At 54.4% G+C, this 14,930-nt stretch carries 12 protein-coding genes; 3 read left to right on the top strand and 9 right to left on the bottom strand.

What is annotated here, in order from left to right:
* Positions 1-129 precede the first annotated feature (129 nt).
* The 9 genes from WHS88_12210 to WHS88_12170 all read right to left on the bottom strand — a co-directional run bounded on the left by WHS88_12210 (position 130) and on the right by WHS88_12170 (position 8,376).
* Positions 130-2,388, bottom strand: a complete 2,259-nt coding sequence (locus tag WHS88_12210) for a DUF3987 domain-containing protein (protein MEJ5260941.1) — start codon at positions 2,386-2,388, stop codon at positions 130-132.
* Positions 2,389-2,396: 8 nt separating this feature from the next.
* Positions 2,397-4,118 carry a DEAD/DEAH box helicase family protein gene (locus tag WHS88_12205; GenBank protein MEJ5260940.1) on the bottom strand — a complete coding sequence of 574 codons (1,722 nt, stop codon included), beginning with the start codon at positions 4,116-4,118 and terminating at the stop codon, positions 2,397-2,399.
* Positions 4,119-4,129: 11 nt separating this feature from the next.
* Positions 4,130-4,429, bottom strand: coding sequence for a hypothetical protein (locus tag WHS88_12200; protein MEJ5260939.1), 300 nt, complete (start codon positions 4,427-4,429; stop codon positions 4,130-4,132).
* Positions 4,430-4,432: 3 nt separating this feature from the next.
* On the bottom strand, positions 4,433-4,885 hold the full coding sequence (locus tag WHS88_12195; protein MEJ5260938.1) for a DUF669 domain-containing protein: 453 nt from the start codon (positions 4,883-4,885) through the stop codon (positions 4,433-4,435).
* A gap of 6 nt (positions 4,886-4,891) precedes the next feature.
* Complete coding sequence (locus WHS88_12190) at positions 4,892-5,668, bottom strand: ATP-binding protein (protein ID MEJ5260937.1); 777 nt, start codon at positions 5,666-5,668, stop codon at positions 4,892-4,894.
* 29 nt (positions 5,669-5,697) lie between these two features.
* Entirely contained in the window at positions 5,698-6,060 is a 363-nt protein-coding gene (locus WHS88_12185) for a helix-turn-helix domain-containing protein (protein ID MEJ5260936.1), read from the bottom strand.
* Positions 6,060-6,254, bottom strand: a complete 195-nt coding sequence (locus WHS88_12180) for a hypothetical protein (GenBank protein ID MEJ5260935.1) — start codon at positions 6,252-6,254, stop codon at positions 6,060-6,062. Before WHS88_12180 ends, WHS88_12185 begins: the two co-directional genes overlap by 1 nt.
* A 164-nt stretch (positions 6,255-6,418) precedes the next feature.
* Entirely contained in the window at positions 6,419-7,180 is a 762-nt protein-coding gene (locus tag WHS88_12175; protein MEJ5260934.1) for a hypothetical protein, read from the bottom strand.
* Complete coding sequence (locus WHS88_12170; GenBank protein ID MEJ5260933.1) at positions 7,180-8,376, bottom strand: hypothetical protein; 1,197 nt, start codon at positions 8,374-8,376, stop codon at positions 7,180-7,182. The genes WHS88_12175 and WHS88_12170 overlap by 1 nt, the downstream gene beginning before the upstream one ends.
* A gap of 310 nt (positions 8,377-8,686) precedes the next feature.
* On the opposite strand from WHS88_12170, the gene WHS88_12165 reads away from it, so the two are divergent.
* From WHS88_12165 to WHS88_12155, 3 genes are all read left to right on the top strand, one after another.
* On the top strand, positions 8,687-9,352 hold the full coding sequence (locus tag WHS88_12165) for a DUF3800 domain-containing protein (protein ID MEJ5260932.1): 666 nt from the start codon (positions 8,687-8,689) through the stop codon (positions 9,350-9,352).
* Between the two features lie 360 nt (positions 9,353-9,712).
* On the top strand, positions 9,713-13,162 hold the full coding sequence (locus tag WHS88_12160) for a helicase-related protein (GenBank protein ID MEJ5260931.1): 3,450 nt from the start codon (positions 9,713-9,715) through the stop codon (positions 13,160-13,162).
* Complete coding sequence (locus WHS88_12155; GenBank protein MEJ5260930.1) at positions 13,159-14,907, top strand: ATP-binding protein; 1,749 nt, start codon at positions 13,159-13,161, stop codon at positions 14,905-14,907. The genes WHS88_12160 and WHS88_12155 overlap by 4 nt, the downstream gene beginning before the upstream one ends.
* The last annotated feature ends 23 nt before the right edge of the window (positions 14,908-14,930 follow it).

Below are 14,930 nucleotides of genomic sequence, written 5' to 3'. Positions count from 1 at the left end.
TCTCAGGCGACAAATCCACCTTAATTATGCGCTCAGTTTTCGGGGAGTATTATACCTGGGTATTTATCGCTGCCCACGAAAATGGAACGTTTCACCCCTTTTGAGGTGAAACGTTTGGGGAAGGGTTTTTTACTCACACAAGACATATACAGTCCCCTTAAATGTTGCAGATGTGCTTTCCTTGACCAGGATATCTCCCTGTTCAATTAGGGTTTCGATGATCTTCCTGAACGAATCTTTATCAGTTTTCATGCGCTTCAGGAGCACGCTATGTAGAAGCTGCTTGCCCGGCTCGTTGCGGAGTTTTTCTTTGAGCTTCAGGCAATCGGCATGGAAACTGTTTTCTGCGGCATAGATGCCGGCCATAAACAATTGACGGCGGACTTGGTGATGGACAAAGGCAATGGCCCACTGGGCCGCCTGCTCACTAATCAATGGCTTCTGGGGGGTTTCGCTGCAGGCATACAGCAGGGCCAGTTTGCGAGCGTTCTCGGCGGCCCGTGACCAGACGGCCTTGGCGACTTCATCCTGGGCCTCTGCTGCCCGGTGGTTCAGGTCTGACTGCCGCTGGAACTCGAACAACAGTTTCCCTGCCTTCCCTTGATAGGGGGCCACCGGGGGATTGGGATTTTCCCAGGACAGATTGTGTTTGGCAGAGGGCCGGGTTTTTTCCTGCCAGAATTCAGCCGTATCCAGAATTTCGGACGGGATCTTGTCAATATCACCCGCCTGCTCACACAAGGGCCGTTCCCCGACATCGACGATCAGCATCCGGCTGAAAAAGCCGCTGGTCATCATCCGCTCGCTGAGGGCCTGGTAGTAATTTTTGGGGGTAGCCGTACCGAAGATGGTCAGGTGAGGATTGCGGATCGAGACGCACTCTTTCATCCCCGCCTTGGTCCGCATGGGAAAGGCGCTGTCACTGGAGGTATAGAACGTTAAGAGGGTATCCTGGATGCTCTCGTAGCGGCTTTCGCGGGAGGTATTGATGCATCGCAGCATGGTGTCAATCTCATCGGTCTGGAACAGCATATTCAGATTGGCCCCCATGACGTCCTGGATGCCTTCGCCGCTGGCAAATCGATTGCCCAGGCAGCTGGAGGCATTGATGAGGTGGAGGATGTTGGCGTTGATCTTCCGCGGCCAGTCCTTGCCCGTCCCTGTACTGGCCAGGGCCAGCAGGTAGATGTTGGTCCGGAGTCCGCCGGGTTCCTTGATTTTGCGGCCGGCCAGGAAGGATTGCAGGGCCAGGGCTCCGCAGAAGGCCAGGGCCTTGTTGGGATAGGGAGCGGTATCGAGGCAGAACTTCATGAGCCGTTCAATAAAGCCCGGTACGGAAAAGAGGGCCTCCGGAATCGGCCCGGGATCTTCCAGCAGCGGCTTTTCGGGGGATGTCAAGATGCCCGACAAATCTACATCGGCAGGGCAGGCATCTGGTTTTTGTCCAAATCCCTGTTTGGACAGTTCCGCCGCCGCTCTGCTGAAGTCTCCGCCATGTTCCAGGAGGGTATAGACAGAAAACGGCGAATAGGGTTTTTGCGATTCGAACGGATAGGCATTGGTGCTCCAGACATAGAAGATGCCGTTTTTGAAAGTGGCCGACCAGCCGGCGGTTTTGCCCGGCCTGCGCCAGTATTCATTCTGGCCGCCCTTGACACAGGTCCAGCCATGGGACTGGAGCAGGGCACGGACATCGCCGCGGGCGTTGTAATCGTCCCCGGGACGCAAGGCTGTGGCAGGGGAGGCGGGGAGATCAATTGGCTCAGGCATATACTCGTTCAGCGACCAGGCGGCCTCCAGCAGAAACTCCCGCTGTTGAGCCGTGAGGACAGGCAGGTTTGTCAGATCGCCCTGCAGGAGGGTATAGCCCGGCGTGGGCGCACACAGGAACAGGCCGCCTTCTCCCCGGGTCTCGATGAGGGTCAGGATCACATGCCAGCGGCCTTCTTTGTCCTGACGCGGCTTGTAGGCCTTGCGGCCGATGACCACCTCATCGCTACTGGGCAAGCACAGTTTCCGCTGCGCCAGTTTCAGATTGCCGCCGATCTCTGAATCGCAGCGATAGAGGACATGGCGGCCGCCGGATTGGGAGGTCTCGATAACCAGCCGGGGCAGGAGGTCTGGAGCCGCTTCCTGGACCCGCTGCCGCCAGGCTTCAAACAGCTCCGCCTGCAGGTCAAAGTCGAGCATCTCCAGGTTGCCGGAAACCGCACCGGCCACGATACATATTCCAGTCTGGCCATTGCCAAACCATCCCTGCACCTCGGCCTCGGTCGGCAGGCGGTACTGGTACGGCTTCCATTGGGATAGTGCTGCAAACTTCAGCTGCACATGGGCAGGCAAGACGGACAGGCCGGCATGAAGATACTGGATGGCGTGCTGGTTCATAAAAATCCTCAAATAGGAATGTCGTCTCCTGCCCAGGAATATTCCGGCAGGGTTCCATCGTCTCTTTCCTGGCTGCCGTCCAGTAAGGGCGGCTTGGGCCCGAATTGATAGGCAACGATGCGGTCATACTTTTGGCCGGAGATACGGCGAACGGTGATCTGTTTGGTTTCCGCCAGGGCGCCTGCCTCTGCTAAGGCGAGGGCCTGCTCGACCGTGTCCGGCACCGGTTCATCGCTGCGGGCACGCCACCACGCCTCGGCCTTGGCCCGGGCATAGCCGGAATGCTCCAGGCAGATCCACTCCGACTGCCAGTGCCCCAGGCCCAGTTTGTATTCCACGCGCAGAGTAGGAGGATCATCCGGCCCGGCCTTGCGTTTGATATGGCGGGAATACTGTGTGCTCAACACCTCGTACTCCGTATCCTCCATCTGGCCGGAGAGAATGCTTGCGGTGGTGGCCCTAAAATCGTGTTTTTTCCGCTCCGGAGGCGGGAATTCATATCCGCAGTTCGGACAGGTCGCATAGGCGGCATGGATGACCGAATGGCACTGGGGACATTCCTTGGCTGGGGCCTGACCATTGCCGCCGGGGCGTTCCTGGATCTGCAGATCATCCACCGGCCCGTGCCGGAGAATATTGCCGCCAAAATCCAGGATCAGGGCGTCCTGCTTGGAAGGATGGAGGCGGAAAGAACGGCCGACCATCTGGTAATAGAGTCCGGGAGAATTGGTCGGACGCAGCAAGACCACGCAATCGATATTCGGGGCATCAAATCCCGTGGTCAGGACGTTGACGTTGACCAGGTATTTGAGGGGCGGTTTGTGATGGCCGAAGATGTCGGCCTGGACGGGTTGCCCCTTAAATCGGGCCAGCAGTTCCGCCCGTTCGGATGCCGGTGTATTTCCGGTCACCAGGCCCACTTCCTGTTGGGTCCGCTGCTGGAGCACTTGTTGGATATGCCGGGCATGATGGACGCTGGCGGCAAAGATCAGGACGCTGTTGCGATCGGCCGTCTGCTCGAGGATTTCACGGCAGGCCGAGGAGACCAGGGCATCCTGGTCCATCAGGTCCTCCACTTCGGCGGCGATAAACTCCCCACCGCGGATGTGCAGGCCGGAGGTGTCGGCCTTTTGCTTGCCGGCCTTGCTTTTTAAGGGGCACAGGTATCCCTGGATGATCAGTTCCCGAACACCGATCTCATAACAAATCTCGTTGAGCAGGTTGTCCGGCCCGCAGATCATGCCCGTCGTCATTCGGTATGGCGTGGCTGTAAGTCCGATGAGGCGGATATTGGGATTGAGGATTCGGGCATCGGCCAGGAAGGATCGATAGCGTCCCTCGCCATCAGGGGGTAACATGTGCGATTCATCGATAAGAATCAGGTCAAAAGATCCCAGATCACATGCCCGCTTGTAGACCGATTGAATCCCGGCCACAATAATCCGGTGTTCGGTGTCCCTGCGTCTAAGTCCCGCTGAATAGACCCCGATGTCCAGATCCGGGGCCATGTCACGGAGCGTACCTGCTGTTTGCTCCAACAATTCCTTAACGTGGGCCAGCACTAACACGCGGCCATCCCACAGATTGACCGCATCCCGGCAAATGGTCGCCATCACCGGGGTCTTGCCGCCAGCGGTCGGGATGACGATGCAGGGATTACCATCCCGATCTCGGAGATAATCATAGACGGCGTTGACAGATTCTTGCTGATAAGGTCGTAATTGAAGCATAGTAGTTCCATTCATAAGGGAAGTTCATCCAGTCGTTTGATGATGGGTTCTCGGGCGCCATCATTCCATCGCCAGCACTCGACCCGGGCATTGGATGGCAGCCCCATGGCGGCCCTCCGCAAGCTTTCTCGTTCGTCCGGCCGGGGCCAGTCGTTGGCCTTGATCTGGATGCATCGAATGGCCAGCGGACTCATGGCAACGATGTCGAACGGCCCCAGGGAAGCGGCCGACCGGATACAAACGTATCCGGCGGCCGCCAGCTGCGCGATGGTTTTGTGTTCCAGACGAGTCCCTTTGCGTTTGCGATTCACGGCCTATCTCCTCCAGGGCGCCATAGAGGATCGGCCGTTTCCTGCCGGAGCAGCGGCCGATTCCCGCTGGGAAAAGCCCTTGATTTCGTTGGTCAGCTCGCCGGTGTCCGTACGTTTTTTGACGGCAACATGGATGGCCAGCGGCAGATTGTGTAATTCGGCACTGTCCAGCGGCGTCAGGACACCCACCGCCTTGCAGATGGCCGCCAGATGCCCGCGGGCGATCTTCGAGGTCGTCGGATTGGGGTGGTTCAGACAGAGCCGGGCCCACAGGTGGCGATTTTTGTAGTCACCCTCGATGACCTGAAAGGTCAGCTCGAGGTACTGGCCCGTCTTGTTCTTGTTCTCCTTGAACTGGCTGGCGGTGATCACCGCGACATACTTGCCGGCTGGAATCGGATCAAAGTCATGAACCGGTTCCACCGTGTTTGCATCAAAACCATTGAGATTAGCCATTGTTTTTTACTCCTGATTCTGTAAGGGTTGATTGGATAGTGCATTGACAAACGCGTCCCAGGACAGGGGAAGCTCATAGGGCAGCTTGTAACGATTCTTGGCCACACAGGCCGGCCCGCCGGTGGTGCGGAGGATCCGCTCGCCTCCCTCCTGGCCGACACCGACGGCAATCGTCCGCTGGCGGCCAAAGCCGGCATCCTCGGTCTCCGTGCGGAACGAGCGGGTGGCGAACAAGACAGCATCGACCCATTCGGTGACCAGGGCGCTGGCATGCTTGTGCAGCCGGGGTGAGTAGCGGTCATACGCCGTCGATTCCGGGTCCTCAAACCGCTCGATCTTGGCATGAGCGATCAAAATGACGGCCATGCCGCGCTGTTTGTGCAGGACATCGAGAGAATCGATGATTTGCCGCCAGAAGCGCAGGGCGGCGATGTAGCCCTTGCCGTAGCCGCCGTCGACCTTTTCGATGGTGGTCGCATTGTTGAGGCGACACAAATCCTCCCAAATCAGCTGCTCGAGCCAGTCGAGGCTGTCGATCACCACCGTCTGGTAGTCATGCGGTTCCTGAGCCAGGGCCTTCAAATACCCCTCGACCTCGGTCAGCTGCCTGGCCAGCGGGAACGAGGCACAGTCGATTTCCCCCAGCCCGTCCTCAGTGGGAATGAAGATGGGCTTGAGGGCTTGGGCGGCGAAAGAGCTTTTGCCGATCCCTTCCGTTCCGTACAGCAGCAGCCGCGGAGGGGCGGGGCGTTTGCCCGTGTGAATGGATTTTAGTAGAGTCATCTGTTCGTTCCTTTCGATAAAAAATGGGGTTAAACCAGGATTTTGGCCTTCCGCAGGATGGCCTCGGATTCCTGAATGGCACGCTGCCGCTGGGCACTTCTTGGCCGGCGTCGTCTCCGGCGGCTGGATTTGAAGTTCGGGGAGCCGGAAGGTTCATCCGCCTTGGCCAGTTCGCTGAAAAACCGATTCAGCCCCTCCTCAGTGACCATGATCGTTCGCCCGACGCGGGTGTAGTCGAGCTTGATGCCGCGGCATCCCTTGCGGCACCACCGCCAAAGGGTCGACGAATGAATCCGCCGTCCGTTGGTGCGGGGCAGTCGTTTGGCCGCTTCGGGGAGTGTGAGGTATCCCGCCAGCTGAGCAGGGGCGGTGATTTGGGGGCAGGCGGACATCAGCACCCTCCCCGGATTTGAATGTCATAGAGGTACTGCCGGATCAGCTCGACCTGCTGGGCATTGAACAGGCGGATAATCCCGATCCGCTCGGTCGGTTTGATGCGGTGTTTGCTGATGATATAGCTGATCCGGGCTGGGGGCTCTTGCAACAGGTCGCTGATCTGACCAACCGTGAAATGTTCTTCCTGCATTGTTCATGACTCCTACAAAGAAAAAGTGTCATTCTCTGTAGGATGAATCTGTTCACGTGAACAATGCGATTCGAGGCAGAAAAACGCTGTTTTTGATATAAAAAAAGGGGATAAATTTTTACGGGCTGTTCATGAACAAGCCATGAACAGCCCGTGAACGGGGGCTATCGATCTGGAAAAACCCTGTTTTTTTTATTGTCCTGATGGTCCATGTCGGCCTTTTGCTCGGCGACTAATTGCTCCAGCTCTTTTGCAGCTGCGATTTCATCAGGTGTCTTGTCGTCAGCGGACAGATTATCTAAAAGGGCTTTGTTAAGACGGGTCGTCTTTGAAGAGGTTGTCTGCTTTTGGCATCGTGTTTTTACAAACGCTTTCCAGGCTGAGCAACTGCTTACTAAGCCAAGGCTGCAACCAATCCTGTCCGCCAGTATCCTCGCTGTTATTTTTTCAAAGTCTTTGTCTGTTTTTAATCCCATCTCCCTCTTGAGCTCTGGGATCAATGTTCGAATGGCAATATTGGCCTCCTTTTTTGTGATCTTGGATTTAGGAGGGAGGTTCTCCTTTTTGGGGGCAATAGATCTCAAATAGGCTTCGATTTTATCCGGCAGAATCTCCCACCGCCGCAGCCGTTCCAGGGCAACCTTCTTAAGCCCGGCTCCGCGTTCTTTTTGACACAGAAAGAATCCCATCTGTTTGCCGGTCTTTCTGTCCCTATCGATAGTCAGCGAAATCATCCCGCAGTCCTCGTCGGGACATTCCCGACAGGTGAAATACCTGGCCGGACGGGTCTCGACGAGGATTTTGATCCGCTGCATTTCTTCGAATTGCTCCGGCGGCAACTCACTGACATCATCATAACTGAGAAACGGTTCCATGCCGCCGTGAATCTGATTTAAAAGTCCTTCCAACAGCTCGTTCAATTCCATCAGGCCGCTTCCTCCGTTTCCGTCAGCAAGGTTCGCACAAGGCCCCATTTTTCCAAATACTTACGTGCGATATGGTGATGCGGCTTATCTTCCAAAGTCGAGCCGCTGGGAACAGTCAGGATAAAGGTAACACTCCTTTTGCGGCCACCTTCCGGTGCCTTGAATTTCATAGAAATTTTGGCCGACATTACCTTAATGAAACTGTCCTTCCCACCACAAGCGGTAATGGCCTCTGATATCATGTTCTGGACCAATTCAGCACCACCATTTTGCGGATTGCCCTCACAGGTAATTTTCCGGTTATAATTTTGATCGAGTGTGACCTTTAGCATTTTCAGGGACACCTCTTCCACCAGATCTTCCGGATCGGTTGGAAACCGAAAAGACGGATCCAGTAACTTGGCCAGGTCATACACCCTCGTACTCCCGCTGGGAATCCCCGGCAATCCCAAGATAGCCTGACAGAAGGCGGCTTGCATGACCTCCACTTTTCGCATTCTGCTGGCGTGGACTTTCAGGTTCCCATTTTCCGGTTCGTAAACGAACACAATCTCCAGCACCGGCCGCCGCACATCCGACACGAGCCGACTGCTCCTGTAGGTTAAATCCCGCTTGGGATAATCTTCAGGATACGCAAAAAAGCAGTAACGGGTTGGGTTAGGCCGGACGTAGACATCAATCTGGCAATTTCGGCCGCGTCGCTGATGTTTAAAAAATTTCTGGATACGTTTTTTAAGGTTTTCGACCGCTTCATCGTCTGTTGAACAATGCAAACCCCTGCCCACCAAACAGTCTTCTTTAAACGTCATCTTTTCCATCCGCTCCATGCGAATGACCCACTCGTATACATCCGGTTGTTCTAAACTGATCCACAACACCTGATTCAGAAAACCGGACTGCTGAATCATCTCGTCAATAATAGGGTCTGGCTTGTCATAAAGAGCGCGTGCAATTTCCATCAAGCCTAAAATGGATTCCTCGTTTGCCAAATCCGAAATCGTGGCAAAATCCTGTTCGATGATCGCTGCATGGTTGTCTGAGAGTTTTTCAATTTCCGCGTTTAGAGCATCGGCCAACTGGTCACTTTCCAGCGACCAATCAAAATCGGTGAGCAGGTGATGATGCTCAAAATACTTCTGTAAAAGGGTTGCGGAAACAGACCTGAAAAAAGTTTTGAATGAAAAATTACGCGACATGTTATGTCTCCTTACAACAAGAGTTTTCCCGGCTCCGCCGGCATACAGTATTTACGCCCTGGGATCGCAAGAGTCTCGGGGCACCGAATTTCGTTTTTCTCCTGGACTCATTATATATGGAAATGAATTTTATAATCCAGCATTTTTGTATATAGTTAACTTGTTAATCTATAGCAAGTTAGGTCATTTTGGGGAAAAATTCCCGTTTCTGCTCAAATCCTTTACCCGTTTGTGCTTTTTGTAAAAAGCACTATAGTAATGCTTTATTTCCGGCATTAGAATGTCTTCCATCATTATTTAGGAGCTCGTATTGTACATTTATTTGGATGAATCCGGTGATCTGGGCTTTGATTTTTCGAGGCGTGGAACCAGTTCAAAATTTATTCTGAGGCTTCTGATTTGCCATGACGGCTGGGCCAGAGACGATATAAAAAGGGCTATTCTTCGGACAATTAAAAACAAAGTCAGGGGCAAATGCAAAAAAGACAAGGATTGCAAGGAACTGAAAGGCACAAATACCAGCCTGCCAGTCAAACTCTATTTTTACCGCCAGATCCGGGCGGATTCATGGTCTCTGTATACCCTTATTTTGAATAAAAGACGGGTTTATCCAAAGTTTCATCCCGCCACTGGCCAAAGCAAGCTCTACAACTTCTTGTCGCGTCTGATTATCCAGCAAATTCCGCTTTCCGATGTCCAGACCAATGTCCGTTTAATCGTAGACAAGAGTAAAAACCGTTCCGAGATTCGGGATTTTAACCAATATATTCAGAAGTACATTGAAGGCCAGCTTCCCCTGAACACGGGCTTTACGGTGGAGCACTTAAACTCGCTGGAAGATCCGTGTCTTCAAGCAGTTGATCTGTTCTGCTGGGGAATTGCCCGCAAATACAGGCAGCGGGAGACGGATTGGTATGATGTTTTTGCCCGTCGAATCTGCTATGAGGATGAATATCTGCCGCAGGGTAGCGCATAAAAAAAGCGGTCCCTGTAATGCCGATCTTCCTTGGGCTCATAGCCAACCGATGGAAGGGAGCACCCAAGGCACATTACAGGACTTACCCGCTCTTCTACAATAATATACGATATCGTCCCGATACGGGTCAATCTTAAATTCATGAAGAAAGATTTTATGCTTTTTGTCAAATGTACACCTATTATGTCCAGTAAATCTTGTCAATATTTTTTATTGCATATTCCGGACAAAAGGGTATGATTATGTGCGGTTAAATCGCTGATTGGAGGTTCCCATGCAGAAATTGCCCATATTTATCGATATCCGAGATCGGGATATCATGATATATGTTCTCTTATATCATCCCAATAGGAGAACGAGATGAGTGCAGGCATGTTTATCCCCGGCCACATTATTACAGGTCCCTTATTCAATGAACCTATGCGTATAGAGACTGCATCCGAAAATGGAAATAATTCATGGACGTTTGGTCTCGTAGGCACCCAGACAGAGCGGTTCAGACGTGTCACCTTAACTCCATCAGATCTGGAGCAACTTCATATCCTCGACTGCTCACCGACTTATCAAGCCAATGGTGAATTGTTACGCCTCGCACTACAGGCATATTGTCTGGGCATTGCATATGAGTTCGATCCTTACTTTGGGCTTTCGATTTCTCGCGTCGATCCTCTTCCTCACCAGTTGGAGGCGGTTTATGACTATTTGCTGAAGCTGGCCCGGGTACGCTTTCTGCTGGCGGATGATGCCGGAGCCGGTAAAACCATCATGGCGGGTCTCCTGCTCCGTGAATTGCAGATGAGGGGGCTGGCAGAGAGGATTCTTGTCGTCTGTCCGGCCAATCTGTCTTTTCAATGGCAGCGTGAGTTAAAAGAGAGGTTTGATGAGAAGTTTGTTGTGCTAAAGGGCGGGGACATCCGAGACCAGTTCGGCATCAACCAGTGGCTGGAACAGAAAAAGATCATTACTTCACTCGACCTCGCCAAACGTACAGAGATCCTTCCGGGCCTAAAACAGGTACGGTGGGACTTGGTAATTGTTGACGAAGCCCACAGGATGTCGTGGTCACCTCCATCAAAGAAGACAGCACGATATGCCTTAGGTGAACTGCTTAGGGACACAACTGATCACATCCTGCTCCTGACGGCCACTCCGCACAAGGGAGATCCGACCAATTTTAGTCTATTTCTGCAGCTACTCGATTATGATGCATATGCCGATGTTCGGTCGATCCGTGAGGCTATGGAGCGCCGCAGGGCACCCTTTTATCTGCGTCGAACGAAAGAGGCCATGGTTTATTTCCCTGAACGGCGTGCGGATGGCACATGGGCTGCTGAGAAGATTTTTACAAAGCGAATACCCCATACAGTAGACTTCCAACTCGACGGACCTGAATTCGATCTGTACCGGGAAGTGACACGTTTTGTCAAACTGCAGAGTGCTAAAGCTGCAGCTCAGGGCGACGATCCGCGGGCTCGGGCTGTTGGATTCCTGATGGCTTTGTATCAACGCCGCTTAGCATCCAGTGCCCGTGCCATGCGACAGAGCTTAGAAAACCGTGCCAGACGGCTTGAAGAGGGGTTGAAACGAGCTCAGGAATTGTCACGGTTTGCTCCGCCTGATCTTCCGGAACCCGAAGAACTGGAAGAGATGGAAGAGAGCGAACGCGAGCGATTGGAGCAGATGCTGGAGGCCATCACGCTCGCCGGGAATGCCGAGCAGGTGCGCGAAGAAATTGCAGAACTTCGCGGGCTCGCCGAGCAGGCCCGAGCTGTCGAGGAGTCGGATTCCGAAGCTAAACTGTCCAAACTCCGGGACCTACTGCACAAGGAAGGGTTCTTTGATCATCAGAAACAACGTCTTCTTATTTTCACCGAGTTCAAGGATACGCTCGACTACCTGATGGAGAAGCTCAAATCGTGGGGATTCGAGGTCGGCAGCATTCACGGCGGGATGAAACCGGGCTCGCGCGATGAACCCGGCACCAGGCTGTATTCAGAGCAACAGTTCCGGGAGGGCAGCATTCAGGTTCTGGTGGCTACCGAAGCGGCAGGAGAAGGTATCAACCTCCAGTGCTGCAACATCCTCTTCAACTACGACATCCCCTGGAACCCCAATCGGCTCGAACAGCGCATGGGCCGCATTCACCGTTACGGCCAGCGCAAGGACTGCCTCATCTTCAACTTCGTGGCGACGAATACCATCGAGGGCCGCGTACTCCAGCGGCTGCTCGAAAAGCTCCAGGAGATCCGCGATGCTCTTGATGACGATGCGGTCTTCAACGTCGTAGGCGAGGTGCTACCCGCCGCGCACGTGGAGCGTATCCTACGCGATTACTACGCTGGAAAACTGGGCGACGCCGACCTTGAAGAACGGTTGCTCAAGGACGTAGATGAGGGACAATTCCGGGCGATCTGCCAAAACGCGCTCGAAGGGCTTGCTTCCAAGAAGCTCAACTTGGAGATGTTGGTCGAACGTCGTGCGCGGGCTCAGGAGCGGCGTGTTGTGCCGGAAACCATCGCCCGATTCATTCGGGAGGCTGCCGAATATGTTCCGCTCAAACTTAAGATTGTGGACAGTCTCCCACACGCCTTTGAACCGGCCCAGACGCCTTCGGTTCTGCGACGGTTTGAGCGCCAGCCGGATTGGAAACTGCCTGCGCTGGCAAGCCGATACCCGCGATGCTCAACGGATCGGGAAATCGCGGAAAAGAACAATCTCGAATGGGTCACGCCGGGTCACCCCTTGTTTGAAGCCATCCGCAGGCACATCTTTGAATCCGGGAGGGAGACTTTCTCCAAAGGGGCCTGTTTTTACTCCCTTAAGCACGAAACACCGTCGCGGCTGGACTTTTATCGTGCCCGTGTGGTCGATGGACTGGGGCATATTGTTCATGAAAAACTGTTCGCAGTAGAAGTTAAGGAAGGGGCTGCTCCGGTTCTGCGGGAACCCGGAATGCTGGGTGATTTTATTCCCGGTCAGCCGCCTGCTGAACTGCCTGCCGTCGCTGCCCAGCCCGAACCGTCCGGCTGGCTTCATGAAAATGCCCTGATCGCCTTTCTGGAGGAGACGAGGCGGGAACGGCTGTCCGAACTTCAGCGCATCGCAGATCACATCGAACTATCCCTGACCGAACTGATTCAGCGGGCCGATGAGGAGATCGGCAAGGCCGGTGAGGAAGTCCGCAAAGGCATTCCCGGTGCCGAGGGACGTCTGGCTCAGGCTGAAAATCGCCACGCCGAACTTCTGGCCCGCCGTGACTGCCGACGCAGGGAACTCCAGCAGCAGCGTTCCTTGTCCCTCCAGGCCGTAGAACGCCTGACCAGCGTCCTGATCCTGCCCCATCCCCAGCGGCAGGACCCGGAAATTCGCCATATGCAGCCCAACCCCCAGACCGAGGCGGTCGCGATGCAGGTCGTGATTGAATATGAAAAATCTCAGGGCCGGCAGGTCTATGATGTCCATGAAAAGAACCTTGGCTATGATCTTACAAGTCTGGATCTTGCCTCCGGTGAACTTCGTCTGATTGAGGTCAAAGGTCTTGGCGCAGCCACGGGAACCATAATTTTAACCCCCAATGAACGACGCGTCGCCGAAGACCGCCGGGACTGTTATTGGCTTTATGTAGTCACCAATTGTTGCGGAACACCTGAATTGCAGGAGCCCATCAAAGATCCGGCCCGTTTCCCGTGGCAGGAAGTAACAAAAATCCAACACTACTGGATGGATGTGAATGCGATGACTCGGCCGATGGAGGTGCGGAAGCGTCCGTCGGCGTATGGCAGTGCGTCAACGACTGAGAACGATATATGAGGCTGATTCAACTCAAGGTCACGAATTTCCGGTGCTACAAGGACGAGACCATTATCGACCTCGACAACCTCGTGGTCTTTGTCGGCAAGAACGATTCTGGGAAGTCCTCACTCTTTGATGCCCTTAACCTGTTCTTCGACGAGAAGGCTGCGCCGGACAAGGACGACGTGTGCGTCCACGCGGATAATGCCAACATCCGAATCGCTTGCGTCTTCGACGATTTGCCGTCAAATCTCGTGATTGATGCCCAGTTCCCTACGGACTTTAAAAGCGAGCACCTGCTGAATAGCCAAGGTTTCTTGGAGATCACCAAAGTCTACGACTGTGGTCTCGCCAAACCCAAGTGTTCAGGAGTGTATGCGCGCGCCGCACACCCAACAGCGGACAGTTACGCTGACCTGTTGTCGCTGACCAACGAGAAGCTCAAGAAGCGGGCCAGTTCTCTTGGTGTTGACCTGAGCAACGTCAATCAGACGGTCAACACGGAACTGCGCCGCGCCATTTGGGCCCATGCTACAGACCTGCAATGCCAGGAAGTGGACGTTGAACTCAAGGCTGAGGCGGCGAAGGCCATATGGGATCAGATCAAGAAGCACCTGCCCGTCTACGCGGTATTCAAGTCCGACCGTCCCAGCACGGACCAGGACGCCGAAGCGCAAGACCCGATGAAGGCTGCCGTGAAGGAAGCCATCAAGGCACAGGAGGATACACTCAACCAGATTGCGGAGAAGGTGAAGGCAGAGGTCCAAGAGATCGCCAACCGGACGGTTGAGAAGATTGCGGAGATGAACCCTGAGTTAGCGCGGCAGTTGACGCCAAGGGTCTCAAATAAGAACTGGGACACGCTCTTTTCAGTCAACCTCACCGGCGATGAGGACATTCCGATCAATAAGCGTGGGAGCGGGACGCGCCGGCTTGTCTTGCTGAACTTCTTTCGTGCAAAGGCCGAGAAGGAGGCCGAGGAGAAGAGCGCGGGACTCATCTACGCCATTGAGGAGCCGGAAACCAGCCAGCATCCGCACAATCAAGTGATGCTCGTCAAGGCTCTTGAGGATCTGGCCGAGCGACCGGGTTGCCAGGTCTTCCTGACGACCCATACCCCCATGCTGGCGCGCCGCTTTCCACAAGAATCACTGCGTCTAATCACCCGTGAAAGCGGCGAGCCCATTGTTCGCCATGGGAAGGAAGAAGAAACGATCAAGGAGATCGTCGCCTCGCTTGGTGTGCTGCCGGACCACAATATCAAGGTGTTTTTTGGCGTCGAGGGGCGAAACGACATCAATTTCCTCCGAATCATCTCGAAGATCCTGCATGACGCGGGGGAAGACATTCCTGACCTTGGCGAAGCGGAGGACCAAGGCCACCTTGTGTTCATCCCGCTCGGTGGAAGTAACCTCGACCTCTGGGTCTCGAGGCTGGAAGGCTTCAACCGCCCCGAGTTCTACCTGATGGACCGCGACACCACCCCTCCGGCCGAGCCGCACTACAAGGCCCTTGCCGACGCGATAAATCAGCGAGCAAACTGCCGGGCGTGGCACACGAGCAAACGGGAGTTGGAGAACTATATCCACAAGGACTTGATCGCGGCGGTCTATCCCAAATACGCGGGTGCCGGCGTTGACTTTGAGGACGTGCCCACGCTCTTCGCGCAGGCGGCCCACGAGGCTAGCGATAGTGAGCACACATGGGTGGATGTTCTCACCGACCCGGAGAAACTAGTACCGTTTCCATTAAATAAGTTTTAGTTTTGTTGAGTTTGTTTATTGCG

This window comes from Anaerohalosphaeraceae bacterium (assembly GCA_037479115.1).
In the GTDB taxonomy this organism is placed as follows: Bacteria; Planctomycetota; Phycisphaerae; order Sedimentisphaerales; family Anaerohalosphaeraceae; genus JAHDQI01.
This window is presented reverse-complemented; position numbering and strand designations above follow the sequence as displayed.

Excerpts from the sequence above, each read along its gene's own strand:
- WHS88_12205 (MEJ5260940.1), bottom strand. The coding sequence starts at position 4,118 with ATGCTTCAATTACGACCTTATCAGCAAGAATCTGTCAACGCCGTCTAT.
- WHS88_12170 (MEJ5260933.1), bottom strand. The coding sequence starts at position 8,376 with ATGTCGCGTAATTTTTCATTCAAAACTTTTTTCAGGTCTGTTTCCGCA.
- WHS88_12190 (MEJ5260937.1), bottom strand. The coding sequence starts at position 5,668 with ATGACTCTACTAAAATCCATTCACACGGGCAAACGCCCCGCCCCTCCG.
- WHS88_12195 (MEJ5260938.1), bottom strand. The coding sequence starts at position 4,885 with ATGGCTAATCTCAATGGTTTTGATGCAAACACGGTGGAACCGGTTCAT.
- WHS88_12160 (MEJ5260931.1), top strand. The coding sequence starts at position 9,713 with ATGAGTGCAGGCATGTTTATCCCCGGCCACATTATTACAGGTCCCTTA.
- WHS88_12185 (MEJ5260936.1), bottom strand. The coding sequence starts at position 6,060 with ATGTCCGCCTGCCCCCAAATCACCGCCCCTGCTCAGCTGGCGGGATAC.
- WHS88_12210 (MEJ5260941.1), bottom strand. The coding sequence starts at position 2,388 with ATGAACCAGCACGCCATCCAGTATCTTCATGCCGGCCTGTCCGTCTTG.
- WHS88_12155 (MEJ5260930.1), top strand. The coding sequence starts at position 13,159 with ATGAGGCTGATTCAACTCAAGGTCACGAATTTCCGGTGCTACAAGGAC.
- WHS88_12180 (MEJ5260935.1), bottom strand. The coding sequence starts at position 6,254 with ATGCAGGAAGAACATTTCACGGTTGGTCAGATCAGCGACCTGTTGCAA.
- WHS88_12175 (MEJ5260934.1), bottom strand. The coding sequence starts at position 7,180 with ATGGAATTGAACGAGCTGTTGGAAGGACTTTTAAATCAGATTCACGGC.